This window comes from Sphingobium agrisoli, from assembly GCF_041877245.1.
GTDB lineage: Bacteria > Pseudomonadota > Alphaproteobacteria > Sphingomonadales > Sphingomonadaceae > Sphingobium.
Genome location: NZ_JBHDJI010000003.1, coordinates 163,869 through 183,168 on the forward strand (window position 1 = coordinate 163,869; position 19,300 = coordinate 183,168).

A 19,300-nucleotide genomic window follows, 5' to 3' on the forward strand; every position below is an offset into this window, starting at 1 on the left:
TATGTGCCCGTCAGCGCTCGAACCGGTCCGCCACCAGCCGGTCGAGCAGCCGCACGCCGTAACCCGTCGCGCCCTTGTCCCAGGTGCCGCCCGGCTTGTCGGCCCACACCATGCCGGCAATGTCGAGATGCGCCCATTTGACGCCGTCTTCGACGAAGCGCTTCAGAAACTGCGCCGCCGTGATCGACCCGGCATAACGCGGGCCGATATTCTTCATGTCGGCGATCGGACTGTCGATCAGCTTGTCATAGGCGGCCGACAGCGGGAAGCGCCACAATTGGTCGCCCACCGCCTGCCCGGCCGCCGTCAGGTCCGCCGCGAGCGCATCGTCATTCGAGAACAACCCGCCATATTCATTGCCGAGCGACACGATCATCGCGCCGGTCAACGTGGCGAGATCGACGATCACCTCCGGGCTGTAAGTCCGCTGCGCCCAGGTGAGCGCATCGCACAGCACCAGCCGCCCTTCGGCGTCGGTGTTCAGCACCTCGATGGTCTGCCCCGACATGGAGGTGACGATGTCGCCGGGGCGCTGGGCATTGCCATCGGGCATATTCTCGACAAGGCCGCAGATGCCGACGACCCGCGCCTTGGCCTTGCGTCCGGCAAGCGCCATCATCGCGCCGGCGACCGCACCCGCGCCGCCCATGTCCCACTTCATGTCCTCCATGCCGGCGGCAGGCTTGATCGAAATGCCGCCGGTGTCGAAGGTCACGCCCTTGCCCACGAACACGACCGGCTTGTCGGCCGTGCCTCCCGTACCGTCCCATTCCATCGCCAGCAGCCGCGCCTCGCGCGGCGAGCCTTGCGCCACGCCAAGCAGCGCGCCCATGCCCAGTTCCGTCATCGCCGCCTTGTCGAGCACGCTGATCTTGACGCCCAGCGCCTCCAGCGGCCGGCAGCGTTCGACGAAGCTTTCGGGGTAGAGGATGTTGGCCGGTTCCGACACGAGTTCGCGGGTAAAGGCGACCCCGGCGGCGACGGCGGCCTGCCGCTCCCACGCCGCGTCCGCACCCGTCGCGACCAGCGTCAGCGTCTGGAGCGTGGGCTTGGCTTTTTCCGGCTGCCGGGTGCGATAGGTGTCGATGCGCCAGCCGCGCAGCCGCGCGCCGAACGCCAGCGCCGCCGCCTGATCGGCGCTCGCCCCACCGAAAAACTCGACCGCCGCATGGATCGCGCCGCTCGTCGCCAGCTTGGCGGTAAGCGCCGCGCCGGCCTTCTCATAGTCCTGATCGGTCTTGCCGCCTACCCCCAGCAACAACACGCGCACCGTCCTGCCGCCTTCGTCGACGAAGCTCTCGAAGCTGCTTCCGGTCTCGCCCGCAAAGCGCGATGCGTTCGCGCCCGCAGCCAGCAGGGGCGCGGCGGCAAGCGGCAGCGTGTCGAACCCGCCCTTGGGAACAACGAAGACCAACGTATCGGCGGCGGGGCGGGTCGGGCTGAACTGAATGTCCATTGGGGCGGTTTTTCCTCTTATAGGGCCAGCGGCGGACGCCGCGCTCATCCCTGCCAGATAGTGCGCTTTTAGGCGCGGGCAAAGCGGTTCGACCGATTTTGCGGCGCACCATGCGCCGCGACCGATTGCGGAGGCCGCATCAGTGCGATAGGCGGAGGCGATCACGCGCCCGTCGATAAGGCCCAGACCGCTTGCGAAACGCCCTTCTTTCCCTGCCCTTCCGCGCGGCTATGCTGGGGGGCGTCGCGTGCTGCGCCGCCGCGCCGGCGTTCGCGCAGCGGCTCAACGAGCCGCAAACCCCGATCAGCGCGCCCGACGCTCCTGTGCCCGCCAGCGACGACCAGATCGGCTTTGCCGCCGATGCGCTGGAATATGACAGCAACAGCGAGGTGGTGACCGCCAGCGGCAATGTGCAGCTGCTGCGCGAGGGCAATCGGCTGCGCGCCGACAAGGTCGTGTGGAACCGCACGAGCGGCAAGGTGGAGGCGCAGGGCAACGTTTCCGTCACCGATCCTGACGGCAACATCGCCTATGGCGACCGCTTCGACGTGACCGACACGCTGAAGGACGGGGCCGTCGATAACATGCTGCTGGTGCTCCAGTCGGGCGGACGGCTGGCGGCGGTCAAGGGCACGCGGGTCAATGGCATCTACACGCTGAACCGCGCCGCCTATACCGGCTGCGCGGTGGAGGACAGCGAGGGCTGTCCCAAGGAACCGACGTGGCAGATCAACGCGGTGCGGGTGATCTATGACCCCAATCGTCAGCGGGTCACATACAAGAACGCCAATATCGAACTGTTCGGCCTGCCGCTGATCCCGTTGCCGGGCCTTAGCCACCCGGTCGGCGAGGGGGGCGGCGCTGGCCTGCTGGTCCCCAATCTGCGCTACGACCGCAACAACGGGTTCGAGATCGCGCTGCCGTATTTCTTCAAGCTCGCGCCCAATCGCGACCTGACCATCACCCCGCATGTCTATTCGGACACGCTGCCGATGCTGGAGGGCAATTACCGCCATCTCTACGATCGCGGCGCATATCAGATCACCGGCTATGCCACTTATGGCCGGCGCGTGGGGATCGGCGATGCGGCGGGGACCGGCCCTGCCGACGCCGAAAAGGATATTCGCGGCTATCTCGACGCCAACGGGCAGATGCAGCTATCGCCCGAATGGAGCATCGACGGGTCGATCCGCATGGCGACCGACCGGACCTTCCTGCGCCGCTACGACATCAGCCGGGAAGACCGGCTGCGCTCGACCATCGGCGCGCAGCGGATCGGGCAGAACAGCTACTTCTCGATTCGCGGCTGGGCGGTGCAGACGCTACGCCAAGGCGATTCGCAGGGGCAGACGCCGATCGCGCTACCGGTGATCGACTATCGGTTGCGGATGAAAGACCCGTTGCTTGGCGGAGTGCTGCAATTGCAGGCGAATACGCTCGCCATCACCCGCACCCACGGGCAGGATACGCAGCGCGCCTTCGCCGCCGCCGAATGGAATTTGCGGACGCTGACCGGCATGGGGCAGGAAGTGACCTTCACCGGCTATCTGCGCGGCGACCTCTATCACAGCATGGACAATCTGCTGACATCGGTCGTCAGATACGCCGGCAGCCCCGGCTGGCAGACGCGCGGCATCGCCGCCGCCGCGATCGACATGCGCTGGCCTTTCGCCGGCGAAGCCTTTGGCGGGGTACAGCGGATCGCGCCGCGCATCCAGATCGTCGCCGCCCCCCATCTCGCCAACCTGTCGCTGCCCAACGAGGACGCGCGCGCAGTCGACCTGGAGGATAGCAACCTCTTCGCGCTCAACCGCTTTTCGGGCTATGACCGGTTCGAGGACAGCTCGCGGGTTGTCTATGGCCTAGAATATGGGCTGGAACTGCCCAACATCTCGCTTCAGTCGATCGTCGGCCAGAGCTATCGCCTCGACAGCCGTGAAAGCATCCTGCCTGACGGTACGGGCCTGAGCGACCGCACATCCGACATCGTCGGGCGAACCACCATCCGCTACAAGGATTTCGTCAGCTTCACCCACCGCTTCCGGCTGGACAAGGACGGTTTCGCCGTCCGCCGCAACGAAATCGACGCGACGGTCGGCTCCAAAAAGACCTATGCGATGGTCGGCTATCTGCGCCTCAACCGCGACGCGCGTTCGGGGCTGGAGGATTTGCAGGACCGGGAGGAATTACGATTGGGCGGCCGGGTGCAGTTCGCCCGCTTCTGGTCGGTGTTCGGCTCGACCGTTCTCGACCTCACCGATGCGAAGGAAGACCCGATCAGCATATCCGACGGCTATCAACCGGTGCGCCATCGCCTGGGCATCGCCTATGAGGATGACTGCCTGACGCTCGGCGTCACATGGCGGCGCGATTACCAGACCAATGGCGACGCGCGACGGGGCAACAGCTTCCAGCTACGGCTAGCTTTCCGCAATATTGGTATATAAGGAACAGGCTCCCGCAACCCCGTCAGGGCCGGTTAAGGCGGACCCGCGCATCAGGCGCGGGACCGAGTGGAGATTTTTGCCGACGATGCTGCCCGCCGTTTCCCCGTCCAGCCGCCTGATCCGCGGCGCGCGCGCCATGTTCTTGTCCTCCGCCCTGCTCGCCACCGGATTGCAGCCGGTATGCGCGCAGTCGGTCGATGACGACGGCGGAGTCGCCACGCAGCAGCTCAATATCCCCAATGACGTCACCGTCTTCGGCAAGAGCGACCCCAATGTCCGCAAGGCGACGGCGATCGTCAACGGCCGCATCATCACCGGCACCGATGTCGACCAGCGCCTGGCCCTCATCATCACCGCCAATGGCGGCAAGGTGTCGGACGAGGAAAAGGAGCGGCTGCGCGTGCAGGTGCTCCGCAACCTGATCGACGAGACGCTCCAGATCCAGGAAGCCGCCGCCAACGACATCAAGATCGATCCGGCCGAGGTCAACCAGAGCTACGAACGGGTCGCGGGCAATTTCCGCCGCTCGCCCACCCAGTTCGACGCTTACCTGCGCACCCAAGGCAGTTCGGCCGCGAGCATCAAGCGGCAGATCGAGGGCGAGCTGGCATGGAGCCGGCTGCTCCGCCGCAACATCCAGCCCTTCGTCAACGTGTCGGAGGAGGAAGTGAAGTCGGTCGTCGATCGGTTGAACGCCGCCAAGGGCAGCGACGAATATCGAATCGGCGAAATCTATCTGTCGGCGACGCCTGAAAACCAGGACCAGATTATCGCCAACGCGCGCAATATCATCGAACAGATCCAGAAGGGCGGCAGCTTTCAGGCTTATGCCCGCCAATTTTCCGAAGCATCGACGGCGGCGGTCGGCGGCGACCTTGGCTGGGTGCGCCCGGCGCAGCTCCCGCCCGAACTCGCCCAGGCGGCGACCGAGATGCAGGTCGGCCAGATCGCCGGGCCCATCCCCGTCGCCGGCGGCGTGTCTTTGATCTACGTGATGGACAAGCGCAAGGTGCTGACCGCCGATCCGCGCGATTCGCTCCTCAGCCTCAAGCAGCTGTCGGTTCTCTTCCCGCAGGGCACGACCCGCGAGCAAGCCAGCGCCAAGGCCGCAAGCTTTGCCGCCGCGATCAAGGAGATCAAGGGCTGCGGCCAGGCCAACGAGATCGGTGCCAAGGTCGGCGCGGACGTGGTCGACAATGACAATGTGAAGGTCCGCGACCTGCCGCCCCAGTTGCAGGAAATCCTGATGAACCTTCAGGTCGGCGAGGCGACTCCGCCCTTCGGATCGATCAACGAAGGTGTGCGCGTGCTCGTCGTCTGCGGCCGCGACGACCCGCAGTCGGCCAACGCCCCCAATGCCGAGCAAATCCAGGCGCAGCTTGAAGAAGAACGGGTCAACAAGCGCGCCCGCATCTATCTGCGCGATCTTCGCCGCGATGCCGTCATCGAATATAATTGACGCGCCCCTCCCGCCCTTCGCCGTTCCGCTCGGCGATCCGGCGGGCATAGGGCCGGAAATCGTCGCCAAAAGCTGGGTGATGCGCGAAGCGCGCGGCCTGCCGCCCTTCTTCGCGGTGGGCGACGCGGCTTCGCTGCGCGCGGTGTGGCTGGGGCCGGTCGCCCAGATCGATTCGCCTTCCCAAGCCGCCGCCTTGTTCGGGTCCGCCCTCCCCTGCCTTCAGGTCGCCGACGCCGGGCCGATCGTGCCGGGCACCCCCAGCATCGACGGCGCGCGCGCGGCGTTCGAGGCGCTTGAGGTCGCGGTCGGCCTCGCCCGGTCGGGATCAGCGGCGGGGATCGTGACCGCACCGGTGGGCAAGGAACAGCTTTATGGCGTCGGCTTTACCCATCCGGGCCAGACCGAATTCATCGCCGAACGTTGCGGCGTCGCGCCCCATAATGCGGTGATGATGCTTGCCGGCCCGTCCTTGAAGGTCGTGCCGATTACTATCCATATCGCGCTTGCCGACGTTTCCGCCGCGCTCACCATCGACCTGATCCGCGCCCGCGCCCTGACCACGGTCAAGGGTTTGCAGCGCAATTTCGGCATTGCTCGTCCCCGCCTCGCCGTCGCCGGCCTCAATCCCCACGCCGGCGAAAATGGCGCATTGGGCCGCGAGGAGATCGAGGTGATCCGCCCGGCCGTGGAGCAACTGCGGGCCGAGGGGCTGGATATCGTCGGCCCGCTCGCCGCCGACGGCATGTTCCACGCTCGCGCCCGCGAAACCTATGACGCAGCGCTCTGCATGTATCATGACCAGGCGCTGATCCCGATCAAGACCCTGAATTTCGACGAAGGCGTCAACATGACGCTCGGCCTGCCGATCGTGCGGACATCACCCGATCATGGCACCGCCTTTGGCATAGCCGGCAAGGACAGCGCCAATCCCGGCGCGATGATGGCCGCGCTCAAAATGGCGGCGGAATCGGCGCGCGCGCGCATCGTCCATGGCTGACACGCCCCCGGCCCGCAAGCCGGACCTGCCGCCCATCCGCGACGTGATCGCGCGCCACGGGCTCGCCGCCAGCAAGGCGCTGGGGCAGAATTTCCTGCTGGACGAACAGTTGCTGGCCCGGATCGCCGCCATACCCGGCCCGCTCCAGGACGCCCCCGCCTTCGAGGTCGGCCCCGGCCCCGGTGGCCTCACCCGCGCGATCCTGCGCGCCGGCGCGCGGCTGGTCGTGGTCGAGCGCGATGACCGCTGCCTTCCTGCCCTCGCCGAATTGCAAGAGGCGTTTCCAGGCCAATTGCGGGTCATCTCCGGCGACGCGATGCAGGTGGACGCTCGCGCCGAAGCGGGGAATAGCGCGCATATCATCGCCAACCTGCCCTATAATGTCGGGACGCCGCTACTGGTCGGCTGGCTGTCGGCAGCATGGGAACCTCTGCCCTGGTGGGCGAGCCTTACCCTCATGTTCCAGATGGAGGTTGCCGAGCGCATCGTCGCAAAGCCGGGCACGGACCATTATGGCCGGCTCGCCGTCCTCTCCCAGTGGCGCAGCGACGCCCGCGTCGCGATGAAGGTGCACCGCAGCGCCTTCACCCCGCCGCCCAAGGTCAGGTCGGCGGTGGTGCACATCACCCCCAAGCCCTCTCCGCAAGGCGTGGACCTGAAACATCTCGAACGCCTCACCGCCGCCGCCTTCGGCCAGCGCCGCAAGATGCTGCGCCAGAGCCTCAAGGGCCTCCCCGGCGCGCTCGACGCGCTGGCCGCGCTCGGCATCGATCCCCAACGCCGCGCCGAAACGCTGAGTGTCGAGGAGTTTGTGGACGTGGCGCGGGTACTGAGCCGTTGAACGCGGTACAAACATCCTCCCCTGGCAGGGGAGGTGTCTGGCGCAGCCAGACGGAGGGGTGTGGACCTATCGAGGGGGCGACACCCCTCCGTCATCGCTGCGCGATGCCACCTCCCCTTGCTGGGGAGGATGTTTGTCACCCATGCCCCGGCTGATCCTGTTCAACAAACCCTATGACATGCTCTCGCAATTCACCGACCGGGGCACCGACACGGCGCGCGCCACCCTCTCCGACTGCATATCCGTCCCCGGCGTCTATCCCGCCGGCCGCCTCGACCGCGACAGCGAGGGGCTGTTGCTGCTGACCGACGACGGGCGGCTCCAGGCGCGAATCGCCGACCCGAAGTTCAAGCTGCCCAAAACCTATCTGGTCCAGATCGAAGGCGCGCCGGACGACGGCGCGCTGGACGCGCTGCGCCGCGGCGTGACGCTGAAAGACGGCCTCACCCGCCCCGCCGAAGCCGACCGCATGGACGACCCGCACCTCTGGCCGCGAGATCCCCCGATCCGCGTCCGCAAAAGCGTGCCCGACTGCTGGCTCCGCCTCACCATCCGCGAAGGTCGCAATCGGCAGGTCCGCCGCATGACGGCGGCGGTCGGCCACCCGACGCTGCGGCTGGTGCGCTGGTCGGTCGGCGACTGGACGCTGGACGGCCTCGCGCCGGGGGAATGGCGGGAGGTGAGCGTTTAGCTCAAATTACCCCTCTTCCCAAGGGAGAAGGGTACAAAGACTCGGCAGCGTGCTGCTTGGTCGTAGCCGGGTGAGGGTGAAGCGACGTCAGGAAATACCCGAACGCCCGCCCGATCCCCTCATCCAACTCCGCCTGGCCGCTACGCGGCGAGGCTTCCTATCCTTCTCCCCCGCCGGGAGAAGGGAAGTTAAGGCGTTTCGGTCGGCGCGACCTTCGGCGCGGGCACGGGACTCGTCATCGCCACCGCCGGCGGCCCCTTCTGGATCGCGGCGGCAAGCTTGCCGACGGGTGCGCAATTGCCCTTGCAGAGCGCTTGCGCCTGCGCCAGCACATCCTTCGCCTTCGCGATCGCGCCTTTCTCCACCATAGCCTCGCCCTGCCCGGCCAGCGCCACGACATCGGTAGGGTCGAGCAGCAGCGCTTCCTTGTAAAGCCGGATTGCCTTGCCCTGAAGCCCCTGCGCGCGTGCGACCTCGGCCAGTTCGACATAGGCGGCGCGGTTGCGCGGATCGAGCGCCAGCGCGCTTTCCAGCGCGTCGGTAGCGCCGGTCAGGTTGCCGGCTTGCCGCGCGGCCTCGCCCGCCTTCTGCCATTCGATCGATTGTGGACTGATCTGACTGTCGGGCTTCTGGCTGAGCCCGACGCTCGAAACGGTGGTCAGCACGGCGGCGAGGGCAATCGAGGCAGGGGTAAAACGCATCACAAACTCCAGCCATGTTTCAGGCGTTGATTCCCGATCCTCGCCATTTTGCAGGCCCATGTCCATGCCTGTTTAAGGCGCTTTCCGCCGCAAACGCGCGAAGAAGAAACCGTCCGTCCCGTCATGCCCCGGCGTCAGCAGCCATCCGCCGCCATGCGGCCGGCCGATCGGCAGGGCCAGCGATTCGCTCTCCCAGCCACCATGACGAGTAAGAAATGCCTCCACCTGATCGCGCCCCTCCCGATCTATCAACGCGCAAGTGGCATAGACCAGCGCGCCGCCCGGCGCCAGCAGCGGCGCTGCAAAGTCGAGGATGCGCGCCTGCTCCGCCACCAGCCGGTCGAGCCGCTCCGGGGTCAGGCGCCAGCGTGCCTCCGGATTGCGCCGCCAGGTGCCTGTCCCGGAACAGGGTGCGTCCACCAGCACAAGGTCGGCCTGCCCCTTCAGGCTCTCCAGCCCTCGCGCCTCATGGCTCTGGTCGAGCAGCAGCGTCTCGATGAAGGTCGCGCCCGCCCGGTCGGCGCGAGGGCCAAGGCGCGCCAGTCGCGCGCGGATCGTGTCGGCGGCGATCAGCGTTCCTTGCCCCCCCATAGCGGCCGCCAGCGCCAGCGTCTTGCCCCCGGCCCCCGCGCACATATCGACCACGGTCATGCCCGGCTGAGCCGCGCACGCCTGCACGATCATCTGGCTGCCGGCATCCTGCACCTCGACCAGCCCCTGTTTCCAGGCGGGATTCTGCTCGATCGGGAAGCCTTCGGACAGGCGGCGCGCGTCGGCCAGGCCGGGAATGGGATCGGCGTCGGGAAGCAGCGCGGCAAGATCGGCCGGGCGGGCTTTCAGGCTGTTGACCCGCAGGTCCACCGGCGCGCGGCTCAGCAGCGCATCCTGTTCCACCAGCGCGGCGAGCAGCGGCGCGATCCAGCCCGGCACCGCGCCCGGCGCGGCGGCCGGCTCGCCCGCCACGATGGGCGCGGGGCCGTGCGGCGATCCGTCGAACTGGGCTGCAATTTCGGGCAGGTCACGGGCCAGGCCCACCATCGCGGCCCGGCCGTTATCGGGCCGCTCAGCGGCGCGGCGGATGGCGCGATAGACATGCTCGCGCACGGCCCGCCGGTCACGCGATCCGGCATAGCGCCGGTCCTTGAAATAACGAGCGATCAGCGTGTCGGCGGCAGGGCCGCCGTCACGCGCGGAGAGGATGATAGCGTCGAGCAGTTCGATCGCCGCCTGGATGCGAGCCGATGGTGTCATTATGGTCGGGCACCCTGTTCCGGGTGCGTTACAAACAGGTTAACGGGTCGGATAATTGGGTGCTTCCCGGGTGATCGTCACGTCATGGACATGGCTTTCGGACAAGCCCGCATTGGTGATCTGGACGAAGCGGGCGCGCTCCTGAAGATCCTTGATCGTGCGACTGCCGGTATAGCCCATCGCCGCCTTCACCCCGCCGACGAGCTGGTGGATGACATCCTTGGCCGGCCCTTTGAACGGCACTTGCCCCTCAATGCCTTCGGGCACCAGCTTCATCTGGTCCTTGATATCCGCCTGGAAATAGCGGTCCGCGCTTCCCCGCGCCATCGCGCCGACGGACCCCATGCCACGATAGCTCTTATAGGCGCGCCCCTGATAGAGGAATGTTTCGCCCGGCGCTTCGGCGGTGCCGGCCAGCAGCGACCCCACCATGACGCAGCCCGCGCCGGCGGCCAGCGCCTTCGCCACGTCCCCGCTGGTGCGAAGGCCGCCATCGGCGATGACGGGAACGCCATGCTTGTGCGCTTCCTCGGCCGAATCCATGACGGCAGTGAGCTGCGGCACGCCCACGCCCGCGACGACGCGCGTGGTGCAGATGGAGCCCGGCCCGATGCCGACCTTCACGCAATCGGCGCCCGCGCCGATCAGCGCCTTGGTCGCTTCGGCGGTGGCGACATTGCCTGCGACCACCTGGACATGGTTGGAGAGGCGCTTGACCGCTTCGACCGCGACCGCGACCTGCCGGCTATGGCCGTGCGCGGTGTCGATGACGATCAGGTCGCACTCGGCGTCGATCAGCGCTTCGCTCCGCTCCAGCCCCTTGTCGCCCACGGTGGTCGCGGCGGCGACGCGCAGCCGCCCGGCGGCGTCCTTGGTCGCCTGCGGATAGGTGACGGCCTTCTCGATGTCCTTGACGGTGATGAGGCCGACGCAATGATAGGCGTCGTCCACCACCAGCAGCTTTTCGATCCGGCGCTGGTGCAGCAGCCGGCGCGCCTCGTCCTGACCCACGCCGGCCTTGACCGTCGCCAGATTGTCCTTGGTCATCAGCTCGCTGACCGGCTGGTTCGGGTTTTCGGCGAAGCGCGTGTCGCGATGGGTCAGGATGCCGACCAGCTTGCCCGACTGCTCCACCACTGGAATGCCGCTGATCTTGTGGCGGGTCATCAGCATCTGCGCGTCAGCCAGCGTCGCGCTCGGCAATATGGTGATGGGGTTGACCACCATGCCGCTCTCGAACCGCTTGACCGCGCGCACCGCCTCTACCTGTTCTTCGACCGACAGGTTGCGGTGCAGCACGCCGATCCCGCCCAGCTGCGCCATCACGATCGCCATGTCGGCCTCCGTTACCGTGTCCATGGCGGAGGACAGGATAGGGATGTTGAGCCTGATCTCGCGCGTCACCTGCGTGCTGGTATCCGCCTGGCTGGGCAGCACGTCCGATTCGCCGGGCTGCAAGAGCACGTCGTCAAAGGTGAGGCCAAGGCGGATATCCATGGGGCGAGCCACTTTCTGATGCGGGACATGGCGGCATGTCCCAGGGGATTTGTGGCGGCCCATGTAACCACTTCATGGGGGAACGGCCAGACCCTATGGCGCATTTTGTTGCGCGGGTGCGAAAGGTCGGCGGACATGAAAAAGGCGGGCCGCCAACGCAGCCCGCCCCGAAAAATCCTGGGCGGCGAGATTAGTTCGCCGCGGCGACACCCTGCTCGGTCATGAGCTGTTGCAACTCGCCCGCCTCGTACATTTCCATCATGATGTCGCTGCCGCCGACGAACTCGCCCTTAACGTAAAGCTGGGGGATGGTCGGCCAGTCGGAAAAGGCCTTGATCCCCTGCCTTATGCCTTGGTCCTGCAACACGTCGACCGTGTCGTACGCGACACCCAGATGCTCCAGTATCGCGATCGCCCGGCTGGAAAAGCCGCATTGCGGGAAAAGCGGCGTGCCCTTCATGAACAGCACCACGTCATTGCCCTTGACGATCTCGGCGATCCGCTCCTGCACGGCGTCGGTCATGTCTGTCTTGTCCAATCTGTCTGGCGACGCCATGCGGGCGGCGCGAATGTCTCAAACCGGTTAATTGGGAACGGCGGTGGTCAGTTGCAAGGCGTGGAGCACGCCGCCCATCCGCCCGCCCAGTGCCGCATAGACCGCGCGCTGCTGCGCGACCCGGCTCATGCCCCGGAAGCTCTCCGCCACCACCCGCGCGGCATAATGGTCGCCGTCGCCGGCCAGATCGGTGATCTCGACCTCAGCATCCGGAATAGCGGCGCGGATCATGTCCGCTATCTCGTCGGCAGCCATCGGCATGGAATGCGCCCTTATTCGATGAACATACGGCGCGCGATTACCGCCTGCTCGTCCAGCGCGGCGCGCACGCCTGCCTCATCGATGTCGACGCCGGCGGAGGTCATGTCTCCTACCAGCTTGCGGATGACATCTTCGTCGCCCGCTTCCTCGAAATCGGCCTGCACGACAGCCTTGGCATAGGCGTCGGTCTCTTCGGGGGTCAGCCCCATCTTTCCCGCGGCCCATTCACCGAGCAGCCGGTTGCGCCGCGCCTGGATGCGGAATTCCATTTCCTGGTCGTGGGCGAACATATTCTCGAACGCTTTTTCGCGGTCGTCGAAGGTGGTCATGCGTCAAGAACCCCGTTTGGATCGATTATCATGTGATAGGGAGCACGGGCGGATTACGCAACGGCGGCGGGTACGAGCCAGGGCCGTTCGTGCGCCTGCCGCGCCTCGTAGCGGCCGATCGCGCCAGCGTCGCCCAGCGTCAGGCCGATTTCGTCGAGACCGCCGAGCAGACAATGTTTGCGAAACGGGTCGATTTCAAAGGCGAAGCGATCCTGGAACTGGGTCGTGACGGTCTGCGATTCCAGATCGACATGGATAGGATCGCCGCCGCGAGCGACGTCCAGCAGCCGGTCGATCGCGTCCTGCGGCAGCGCGACGGTCAGGATTCCGTTCTTGAACGCGTTGCCGGAGAAGATGTCGGAAAAGCTCGGCGCGATCACCACCTTGATGCCCAAGTCCGCGAGCGCCCAGGCGGCATGTTCCCGGCTCGATCCGCAGCCGAAATTATCGCCCGCGATCAGGATCGGGCTACCGGCATAGGCGGGATCGTCGAAGACGTTGCCCGGCTCCTTGCGCAACACCTCGAACGCGCCCTTGCCCAGACCCGATCGCGAGATGGTCTTGAGCCAGTGCGCCGGGATGACGATGTCGGTGTCGACATTCTTCATCCCGAACGGATAGGCGCCGCCTTCGACGGTGGTCAGCTTCTCCATCAGCGCGCCTTCTTGGCCTCGGCGGCGGCGGGCGTATCTTCGGCGCGACCGAGCGTCGCGGCCATCGCGGCGCTGGCCAGCGCCCCCAATGTCAGCAGCCAGAAAATCTTCTTCACAGCGCACCCCCCTCATTCTCGTTCATCAATTCGCGCACGTCGGTCAGACGTCCGGTGATCGCGGCGGCGGCGGCCATGGCGGGCGACACCAGATGGGTGCGCGATCCCGGCCCCTGACGGCCCATGAAATTGCGATTGCTGGTCGACGCGCAGCGCTCTCCGGCGGGCACCTTGTCCGGGTTCATGCCCAGGCACGCGGAACAGCCCGGCTCCCGCCACTCGAACCCCGCTTCAAGGAAGATGCGGTCCAGACCCTCTTCCTCGGCCTGGCGCTTGACGAGGCCTGAGCCGGGCACGACCATGGCGTGCTTGACGCCAGGCGCCTTGGTCCGTCCTTTGAGCAGAGCGGCGGCGGCGCGCAGATCCTCGATCCGGCTGTTGGTGCAGCTGCCGATGAAGATATGCTCGATCGCCACATCCTGCATCCGCTGGCCGGCGGACAGGCCCATATAGTCGAGCGACTTGCGCGCGGCGGCCTGCTTGCTGGGGTCGGTGAAGCTGTCCGGATCGGGCACAATTCCCGTCACCGGCACCACATCCTCCGGGCTGGTGCCCCAAGTGACGGTGGGCACGATGTCGGCAGCGTCGATCACGACCGTCTTGTCGAAGGTCGCGCCTTCGTCGGTGTGCAGCGTCCGCCAATAAGCGACCGCCGCGTCCCAGTCCGCGCCCTTGGGCGCCAGGGGGCGGCCTGCCAGATAAGCAAAGGTCTTCTCGTCCGGCGCGAACAGGCCCGATCGCGCGCCCGCCTCGATCGACATGTTGGCGACGGTCAGCCGCCCTTCTATCGACATGTCGCGGAACACGGAACCGCGATATTCCATCACATGGCCGGTGCCGCCCGCCGTGCCGATCCGCCCGCAAATGGCGAGCGCCACATCCTTGGGCGTAACGCCGGGTGCCAGTTCGCCCTCGACCACCACTTCCATCGTCCTGGATTGCTTGAGCAGCAGCGTCTGCGTCGCGAGCACATGCTCGACCTCGGACGTGCCGATGCCGAACGCCAGCGCCCCCAGCGCGCCGTGCGAGCTGGTATGGCTGTCGCCACAGACCAAAGTCGTCCCCGGCAGGGTGAAGCCCTGCTCCGGCCCGATCACATGGACGATGCCCTGCTCGATATCCGCGTCGCCGATCAGGCGCACACCGAATTCCGGCGCGTTCCGCTCCAGCGCGGCGAGCTGCTGCGCGCTTTCGGGGTCGGCGATGGGGATGCGGTTGCCCGCAGCGTCGCGTCGCGGGGTGGTGGGCAGGTTATGGTCGGGCACCGCCAGCGTCAGGTCGGGCCGGCGCACCGCGCGGCCGGCCAGACGAAGACCTTCGAACGCCTGCGGGCTCGTCACCTCATGAACGAGGTGGCGGTCGATATAGATAAGACAGGTGCCGTCCGGGCGGCGCTCGACGACGTGCGCGTCCCAGATCTTCTCATAGAGGGTGCGGGGCTTAACCATGATGCCCCTCCCCCTAGACCCGTCCGCCCGATCAGGAAAGGGGCGGGGCGATAGAAAGCGGCGGTTTTTGTCATCGGCAGGGCAAGAAAGTTACACCGCCCATCCGTCGCCAATCTTCCTGTCACGCTGCTCGAAGGTTTATAAGCTGTTCCCCGGCGAAAGCCGGGGCCCAGGGCCACACGCGCAGCGCCTCGAACCCTGGACCCCGGCTTTCGCCGGGGAACAAGCGGGTGAGGCGATCTACACCGCGCGATAGTCGGCCACGATCCGCCCCGCCGCGCCGATATCCGCCTCGTGGCTATCCTCGCGCCACGTCTCTGCGAGCGCTTCTGCCTCCCACTGCTTCATCGCGGGGTGTTCGAGCATATGGTCCACCCAACCCTGTCCTATCGGACCGACATCAAGGCCATAGGTCCGCACCCGGAAGGCGACGGGGGCATAGAAAGCGTCGATCGCGGTAAAGATCGCCCCGGCAAGATAGGGCCCGCCGAAGCGATCCAGCCCCTCCTCCCACAATTCGCGCAGGCGAGCGATGTCGCGGTGGAGCGCGGGAGAGGGCATATGGGGCTCCACCCTGACGCCAACATTCATGGCGCAGTCGCTTCGCAGCGTGCCGAAACCGCTGTGCATTTCCGCGACGGCGCATTGGGCAAAAGCGCGCGCCGCCTCGTCCGCGGGCCAGACGCCGGAATGACGATCGGCAAGATACAGGGTGATGCCGAGCGAATCCCATATCGTCCGGGCACCATCAATGAGCGCGGGCACCTGTCCGGTCGGCGAGAAGCTGCGGAAGGCGGCATAGTTGGTGGCGGACGCGAACGGCTCGATCCGGCCCTCAAAGGATATGCCCAGCGCCGTCATCAATAGCCAGGGCCGCAGCGACCAGCTGCTATAATTCCGGTTAGCCGTGATGAGCGTATAGGACATGGCGCATCTCCCGTAACTGACGGGGGCGCCTTATCCGATCGTGCAGCGGCGATACAGGCGGAACCGCTATGGGGTGTCATAAGCAAGGCTTATGAAAAAACGGCCCGGCGGTGCGCCGCCGGGCCGTCCAGTCCTTCCACCCAAGCGCGCGGCGCGTCTGCACAGCGCCACGCGATGGCTCGCAGCAGCCTGTCAGGCCGCGAACTGGTTCCCCCGCGGCCTGTCAGGCTGCAAACTGGTTCATCGTGTTGTGCGCGCCGCCGGCCTTTAAGGCGGCCTCCCCGGCGAAATATTCCTTGTGATCGTCGCCGATGTCGGAGCCGGCCATGTTCTGATGCTTGACGCAGGCGATGCCCTGGCGAATTTCCTCGCGCTGGACCTGCTTCACATAACCCAGCATCCCCTCCTCGCCGAAATAGCGCTTGGCGAGATTGTCGGTGCTGAGCGCGGCGGTGTGATAGGTCGGCAGGGTGATGAGGTGGTGGAAGATGCCCGCCTCGCGCGCCGCGTCCTTCTGGAAGGTGCGGATGCGCTCGTCCGCCTCGATGCCGAGATCGGTGCCGTCATAGTCAACGCTCATCAGCCGCGCACGGTCATAGGCGGACAGGTCCCGGCCTTCCTTCTCCCAGGCGTCGAACACCTGCTGACGGAAGTTCAGCGTCCAGTTGAAGCTGGGCGAATTATTATAGACCAGCTTGGCGTTGGGAATGACCTCCCGGATGCGGGTGACCATGCCGCCGATCTGGCCGATATGCGGCTTTTCGGTCTCGATCCACAGCAGGTCCGCGCCGTTCTGGAGCGCGGTGATGCAATCGAGGACGCAGCGATCCTCGCCGGTTCCGGCACGGAACTGATAGAGATTGCTTGGCAGGCGCTTGGGCTTGAGCAACTGACCATCGCGGCTGATGAGCACGTCGCCATGACCGACCGCGGCCGGATCGACCGGATCGCAATCGAGGAAGCCGTTATACAGGTCGCCGATGTCGCCCGCCGCGCGGGTGTAGGCGATCTGCTTGGTCAGGCCAGCGCCCAGGCTGTCGGTGCGCGCGACGATCACGCCGTCATCGACGCCCAGTTCGAGGAAGGCGTAGCGAACGGCGCGGATCTTGGCGAGGAAGTCCTCGTGCGGAACCGTGACCTTGCCGTCCTGGTGGCCGCACTGCTTTTCGTCCGAGACCTGATTCTCGATCTGGATGCAGCAGGCGCCCGCCTCGATGAATTTCTTGGCGAGCAGATAGGTCGCCTCAGCATTGCCGAAGCCGGCGTCGATGTCGGCGACGATCGGGACGATATGGGTTTCGTAATTGTCGATCGCGTGCTGGATGCGCTGCGCCTCGACTTCGTTGCCACCGTCTCGCGCGGCATCGAGGTCGCGGAACATCATGCCCAGTTCGCGCGCGTCAGCCTGCCGCAGGAAGGTGTAGAGTTCCTCGATCAGTGCGGGGACGCTGGTTTTCTCGTGCATCGACTGGTCGGGCAGCGGCCCGAATTCGCTGCGGAGCGCGGCGACCATCCAGCCCGACAGATAGAGGTAGCGGCCCTTGGTCGTGCCGAAATGCTTCTTGATGCTGATCATCTTCTGCTGGCCGATGAAGCCGTGCCAGCAGCCCAGCGATTGGGTGTAGTTGGCCGGGTCCGCGTCATAGGCCGCCATGTCGGCGCGCATGATCTTCGCGGTGTAGCGTGCGATGTCGAGGCCGGTGTGGAAACGGTTCTGGAGGCGCATCCGCGCGACTGATTCGGCCGCGATGCCGTCCCAGTGGCTCTCCGCGCTGATGACGTCGCCGGCCTTCGTGATTTCGCTGTGATAGGTCATGTCTGCTTCCTCGGGTGAACCATTTGTACAGCGAGCTAGACAGTTGTTTGGGCATCGCGAAGACGGGGCGCGGTTCAGTTGTCGATCTTTACAGAATATTCGTGTAAAGTTGTAAAGCTCGTACACAGGAGAACGCGACATGGCAAAGGACCGCCCCGTCTATATGGGTCCGCGGCTGCGGCGGCTGCGACGCGAGCTGGGGCTGACCCAGGCGGACATGGCGGCGGACCTCGACATTTCGGCTTCCTATGTCGCGCTGCTGGAACGCAACCAGCGGCCGCTGACCGCCGACATGCTGCTGCGCCTGGCGCGCACCTACAAGCTCGACATGGGCGAAGTCGCGGGCGACGGCGGCGCGGAGCAGACCGCGCGACTACAGGCGGTGCTGCGCGATCCGATGTTCGCCGACATCGACCTGCCGGCGCTGGCGACCGGCGATGTCGCGGTCAACTATCCGGGGATCACCGAAGCGCTGCTGCGCCTTTATACCAGCTATCGCGAGGAGCATCTGGCGCTGGCCGATCAGAATGCGGGCGGCCCGGCGCAGGAGGATGCGGCCGATCCCGTCGCCGAGGCGCGCCGCTTCCTCGCCGCGCGCCGCAACTGCTTCCCCGCCCTCGACGATCTGGGCGAGCGCCTGGCGTCCGAAGCCGAAGCGGAGGGGGGCCTAACGGGATGGCTCAGGGCCAAGCATAATCTGCGCGTGCGACGGCTGCCGTCCGACGTGATGGCGGGATCGATGCGGCGGCTCGACCGCCACCGCGACGCGGTGCTGCTCGACGATGCGCTCGACGGGGCGAGCGCGCAGTTCCAACTTGCGCTCCAGATCGCCTATCTGGAAATGCGAAAGAGCTTCGACATGCTCCTGAAAGACGGGCAATTTTCCGGCGAGAGCAGCCGTCGCCTCGCGCGGCGCGCGCTGGCGAGCCATGGCGCGGCGGCGATCCTGATGCCCTACGCCGCCTTCGCCAAGGCGGTGGAGACCCGCCGCTATGATGTCGAGGCGATCGCCCGCCAGTTCGGCGTCAGTTTCGAGCAGACCGCCCACCGCCTCACCACGCTGCAAAAGCCGGGACAGGAGCGCATCCCCTTCTTCTTCCTGCGGGTCGATCCGGCCGGCAATGTCAGCAAGCGGCTGGACGGCGCGGGCTTTCCCTTCGCCCGGCATGGCGGCTCCTGCCCGCTCTGGTCGGTGCATCGCGTGTTCGAACGGCCGCGCGAGGTGGTGACGCAGTGGCTGGAACTGCCCGACGGACAACGCTTCTTCTCGATCGCGCGCACCGTGACGGCGGGCGGTGGCGGCTGGGGCGCGCCCAAGGTCGAACGGGCGATCGCGCTGACCTGCGCCGGCGAACATGCCCATCGGCTGATCTACACGCAGGACAGCGCGCCGCCGGAGCCAACGCCGATCGGCGTCACCTGCCGCCTGTGCCACCGCGCCCAGTGCATGGCCCGCTCCGCCCCGCCGATCGGACGGGACATGCTGCCCGACGATTATCGGCGGACGCGGGCGCCCTTCGGTTTCGAGGGGTAAGCTACCCCTCCACGAAGTCCAAATAGGCGACCACGTCATTGTCGGTGGCGAGGAAAAGCCCATCCTGCACCTCGGCCGGCTGCTGCTCCGCGACGCGTAGAGCCTCGCCCAGCGGGCCGTACATCAGGGTCGTCGCGCCGCCGTCGTCGCCCAGATGATAGAGGCGCACCGTCGCGCTGTCATAGGTGGTTCGCATCGCCATAGCCTATACCGAAGCGGGGGAACGAAACCTATAGTTTGCTGTCTCCGGCCGTCGCCAAGGTCGCGCCCGCGCCGGGGCGACGCCATGCGCCGCGATTGACCCGGCGCCTCAACGGGAT

The 19,300-nt window shown here is 66.4% G+C and carries 18 protein-coding genes; 6 read left to right on the top strand and 12 right to left on the bottom strand.

Features of this window, described 5'->3' with window-relative positions:
* Nucleotides 1-10 precede the first annotated feature (10 nt).
* Nucleotides 11-1,456, bottom strand: a complete 1,446-nt coding sequence (locus ACETPF_RS07285) for a leucyl aminopeptidase (RefSeq protein WP_373933728.1) — start codon at nt 1,454-1,456, stop codon at nt 11-13.
* Nucleotides 1,457-1,686: 230 nt separating this feature from the next.
* On the opposite strand from ACETPF_RS07285, the gene ACETPF_RS07290 reads away from it, so the two are divergent.
* The 5 genes from ACETPF_RS07290 to ACETPF_RS07310 all read left to right on the top strand — a co-directional run bounded on the left by ACETPF_RS07290 (nt 1,687) and on the right by ACETPF_RS07310 (nt 7,891).
* Nucleotides 1,687-3,903 carry an LPS-assembly protein LptD gene (locus ACETPF_RS07290; protein WP_373933730.1) on the top strand — a complete coding sequence of 739 codons (2,217 nt, stop codon included), beginning with the start codon at nt 1,687-1,689 and terminating at the stop codon, nt 3,901-3,903.
* A gap of 85 nt (nt 3,904-3,988) precedes the next feature.
* A complete protein-coding gene (locus ACETPF_RS07295; RefSeq protein WP_373933731.1) occupies nt 3,989-5,362 on the top strand; it encodes a peptidylprolyl isomerase in 1,374 nt (457 codons plus the stop codon).
* A complete protein-coding gene (gene pdxA, locus ACETPF_RS07300) occupies nt 5,340-6,359 on the top strand; it encodes a 4-hydroxythreonine-4-phosphate dehydrogenase PdxA (protein ID WP_373933732.1) in 1,020 nt (339 codons plus the stop codon). Before ACETPF_RS07295 ends, pdxA begins: the two co-directional genes overlap by 23 nt.
* Nucleotides 6,352-7,200 carry a 16S rRNA (adenine(1518)-N(6)/adenine(1519)-N(6))-dimethyltransferase RsmA gene (rsmA, locus tag ACETPF_RS07305; RefSeq protein WP_373933734.1) on the top strand — a complete coding sequence of 283 codons (849 nt, stop codon included), beginning with the start codon at nt 6,352-6,354 and terminating at the stop codon, nt 7,198-7,200. Before pdxA ends, rsmA begins: the two co-directional genes overlap by 8 nt.
* 142 nt (nt 7,201-7,342) lie before the next feature.
* The gene (locus ACETPF_RS07310) at nt 7,343-7,891 is read left to right on the top strand and encodes a pseudouridine synthase (RefSeq protein WP_373933735.1); all 549 of its coding nucleotides are present in this window, start codon (nt 7,343-7,345) and stop codon (nt 7,889-7,891) included.
* A 188-nt stretch (nt 7,892-8,079) separates the two neighbouring features.
* Here the strand turns inward: ACETPF_RS07310 and ACETPF_RS07315 are convergent, their stop codons facing one another.
* The 10 genes from ACETPF_RS07315 to ACETPF_RS07360 form a co-directional block, all read right to left on the bottom strand.
* Complete coding sequence (locus ACETPF_RS07315) at nt 8,080-8,592, bottom strand: tetratricopeptide repeat protein (protein WP_373933737.1); 513 nt, start codon at nt 8,590-8,592, stop codon at nt 8,080-8,082.
* Nucleotides 8,593-8,664: 72 nt separating this feature from the next.
* Nucleotides 8,665-9,843 carry an RsmB/NOP family class I SAM-dependent RNA methyltransferase gene (locus ACETPF_RS07320; protein ID WP_373933738.1) on the bottom strand — a complete coding sequence of 393 codons (1,179 nt, stop codon included), beginning with the start codon at nt 9,841-9,843 and terminating at the stop codon, nt 8,665-8,667.
* Nucleotides 9,844-9,882: 39 nt separating this feature from the next.
* Nucleotides 9,883-11,340 carry an IMP dehydrogenase gene (gene guaB / locus ACETPF_RS07325; RefSeq protein ID WP_373933739.1) on the bottom strand — a complete coding sequence of 486 codons (1,458 nt, stop codon included), beginning with the start codon at nt 11,338-11,340 and terminating at the stop codon, nt 9,883-9,885.
* A 190-nt stretch (nt 11,341-11,530) separates the two neighbouring features.
* Entirely contained in the window at nt 11,531-11,863 is a 333-nt protein-coding gene (gene grxD, locus ACETPF_RS07330; RefSeq protein ID WP_373933741.1) for a Grx4 family monothiol glutaredoxin, read from the bottom strand.
* Between the two features lie 60 nt (nt 11,864-11,923).
* Nucleotides 11,924-12,157 (bottom strand): BolA/IbaG family iron-sulfur metabolism protein, encoded by a 234-nt coding sequence (locus ACETPF_RS07335; protein WP_021237344.1) that lies wholly within the window; start codon nt 12,155-12,157, stop codon nt 11,924-11,926.
* Nucleotides 12,158-12,168: 11 nt separating this feature from the next.
* Nucleotides 12,169-12,486, bottom strand: coding sequence for a DUF1476 domain-containing protein (locus tag ACETPF_RS07340; RefSeq protein WP_373933742.1), 318 nt, complete (start codon nt 12,484-12,486; stop codon nt 12,169-12,171).
* A 53-nt stretch (nt 12,487-12,539) separates the two neighbouring features.
* Nucleotides 12,540-13,139, bottom strand: coding sequence for a 3-isopropylmalate dehydratase small subunit (gene leuD / locus ACETPF_RS07345; RefSeq protein ID WP_373933743.1), 600 nt, complete (start codon nt 13,137-13,139; stop codon nt 12,540-12,542).
* Between the two features lie 112 nt (nt 13,140-13,251).
* Nucleotides 13,252-14,703, bottom strand: coding sequence for a 3-isopropylmalate dehydratase large subunit (gene leuC / locus ACETPF_RS07350; protein ID WP_373933745.1), 1,452 nt, complete (start codon nt 14,701-14,703; stop codon nt 13,252-13,254).
* Nucleotides 14,704-14,943: 240 nt separating this feature from the next.
* The gene (locus ACETPF_RS07355) at nt 14,944-15,630 is read right to left on the bottom strand and encodes a glutathione S-transferase family protein (protein WP_373933746.1); all 687 of its coding nucleotides are present in this window, start codon (nt 15,628-15,630) and stop codon (nt 14,944-14,946) included.
* Nucleotides 15,631-15,853: 223 nt separating this feature from the next.
* On the bottom strand, nt 15,854-17,446 hold the full coding sequence (locus tag ACETPF_RS07360; RefSeq protein WP_373933747.1) for an isocitrate lyase: 1,593 nt from the start codon (nt 17,444-17,446) through the stop codon (nt 15,854-15,856).
* A gap of 139 nt (nt 17,447-17,585) precedes the next feature.
* Between ACETPF_RS07360 and ACETPF_RS07365 the strand changes: the two genes are divergently transcribed.
* Nucleotides 17,586-18,980, top strand: coding sequence for a helix-turn-helix domain-containing protein (locus tag ACETPF_RS07365; RefSeq protein WP_373933748.1), 1,395 nt, complete (start codon nt 17,586-17,588; stop codon nt 18,978-18,980).
* Between the two features lies 1 nt (nt 18,981).
* On the opposite strand, the gene ACETPF_RS07370 is transcribed toward ACETPF_RS07365, so the two are convergent.
* Nucleotides 18,982-19,176: a hypothetical protein gene (locus ACETPF_RS07370; protein ID WP_373933749.1), complete on the bottom strand. Its 195-nt coding sequence runs from the start codon at nt 19,174-19,176 to the stop codon at nt 18,982-18,984.
* Nucleotides 19,177-19,300: the final 124 nt, after the last annotated feature.